The organism is Haloferax sp. Atlit-12N (assembly GCF_003383095.1).
Lineage (GTDB): Archaea > Halobacteriota > Halobacteria > Halobacteriales > Haloferacaceae > Haloferax.
In genome coordinates this window covers 1-2074 of sequence record NZ_PSYW01000031.1, presented here as the reverse complement: position 1 = coordinate 2074, position 2074 = coordinate 1, and the positions used below count along the sequence as shown (strand labels likewise).

Genomic DNA, 2074 nt, shown 5'->3' with positions numbered 1-2074 from the left:
GCCTCCTCCGCAATACTAATGCAACAGGGATCAGACTTGACACACCACTCCGCCCAGTCTAGATAACGATTCCGAAACGATTCATCTACCTTGTTCCGGTACTTTGTTGATTTTTCCTCTCCCCCTGTGTTGCCGCCGAGTTCCAGTTCGAACTGACGCTTTAGTTCCCATAGCGCATTGCTATCCGTCTCCGGTGTGTATGCTCGGATCACATGGTAGGATCATGAAACTAGGACTAATACATTACGGTGCGAGCTCCCCGATAGTGTCGTGCTGTGACCGCTGAGTACTCGAATGAGAACATATAACCCACCTCCTTGTGAACGAGTATCTACATGGCTTCGACGACAGATCTACTCTCGGAGTACAATGCGAGCGAAGTCCGGTTCTTCCGCGATGAGGAGGTCGGGCTGAACGGAATAATCGCACTACACGACACCCGGCTCGGTCCCGCTGGCGGCGGTACGAGGCGGTACGCGTACGCGTCCGAAGAGGACGCACTAGAGGACGTACTTCGTCTCGCTGAGGCGATGACGTACAAGTACGCTCTTGCCGGAATCGACATGGGTGGAGCCAAGGGCGTCATCTGGGTTGATAACGAAAAACAGCGTAGTGAAGCGTTATATCGATCGTACGCGCGCGTTGTCGATAGTTTCGACGGACGGTTCATCACCGGTAGCGATGTCGGAACCGACAAAGAGTGTCTTCGGTGGATGAGTCGGGAGACGGAGTACGTGACCGGATTACCGGAACAGTTCCCCCGACCGACCGACGACTTCTTTCACGCAGGAGGACTCGGCGTAATAAACGCGATGGCTGGCTGTTGTGAGTTGGTCTTTGGCTCTGATGACCTCGGCGACCGCCATGTCGCAGTTCAGGGTGTCGGCGAGATGGGCGAACACGTCGTTCGGTATCTCTCTCGGCGGGGCGCTCAAGTGACGGTCGCCGATATCAACCGAGAGCGGGTCGATCAGCTCGCTGATGAACTGCACGTCGGCACGGCGGATCCAGAGTCTATTCACGCCGTTGACTGCGACGTGTTCGTTCCTGCGGCTCTCGGTGGCGTCTTGAACGCCGAAACCATCCCGCAACTGGAGTGTGAGATCGTCTGCGGCCCGGCAAACAATCAGTTCGACTCCTCTCAAGACGCCGTTCGGCTTGCCGACGCTGGCGTCCTCCACGCTCCCGACTTCCTTGCGAGTTCGGGGACTATTATTGAGCATACCGACCTCCTCCGACAGGGTGGGTACAGCCATCAGCGCGTGCTCGAGTATCTGCGGCGGATCAAAGACCAGATGCGCGAAGTCGGTAAGCGTGCGGAGCGTCAGGAGCGTCCGCCACAACACGTCGCCACGGAACTCGCAAGAGAACGGATCGAATCAATCCGAAGTATTCGTCCCTCGATGCGGTCTGCACCGTCGCCCGAGTGGTGATCAGAGACGTCCGTTCTCACGGACGTCGCAGTGTTACGCGAACGGCAGCGAATTGTCCTCCAATACCGCCTCCTTTGTTTTGATCGCGTTCCCTGTCTTTTCGTCGAACAGATACAGCGACTCCTCGTCGAACGTGAGGTCAACCGCCGATCCGGCTTCAGGTCGGACCGAACTCTCGATTCGAGCTGTTACCTCGGTTCCGTCAGCATCTAAATAGAGGAAGTTCTCGTTGCCCATGTGTTCTGCGACGCTGACCGTCGCGGTAAACACACCGTCCGAGACAACCCGCAGATCCTCTGGTCGGATTCCCACGCGCACCCGGTCCCGATCGTCGAGCATTGAGCCATCGGTCAGCTCGTACTTGATCGACGCGTCCATCGCCGACAGTGTCGTCCCGTCAACAGACGCGGTAAAGAGATTGATGCTCGGCGAGCCGATGAACTTCGCTACGAACTCGTTTGCGGGCTTTAGGTACACGGTCTCCGGTTCCCCAGCCTGTTGCAGTTCCCCGCCGTCGAGCACCGCAATCCGGTCGCCCATCGCCATTGCCTCGGTCTGATCGTGCGTCACGTAGATAGTCGTGACGTCGAGTTGCTGTTGGAGTTCTTGGAGTTCGGTGCGCATCTGCGCGCGAAGCTTCG

The 2074-nt window shown here is 57.5% G+C and carries 2 protein-coding genes; one reads left to right on the top strand and one right to left on the bottom strand.

Annotated features, from left to right (window positions below):
- Window positions 1-335: 335 nt before the first annotated feature.
- Window positions 336-1433 (top strand): Glu/Leu/Phe/Val dehydrogenase dimerization domain-containing protein, encoded by a 1098-nt coding sequence (locus C5B90_RS19780; protein ID WP_115883622.1) that lies wholly within the window; start codon window positions 336-338, stop codon window positions 1431-1433.
- A gap of 33 nt (window positions 1434-1466) precedes the next feature.
- Here the strand turns inward: C5B90_RS19780 and C5B90_RS19775 are convergent.
- The coding region (locus tag C5B90_RS19775; RefSeq protein WP_148708268.1) for an ABC transporter ATP-binding protein at window positions 1467-2074 on the bottom strand (608 nt) is incomplete at its 5' end.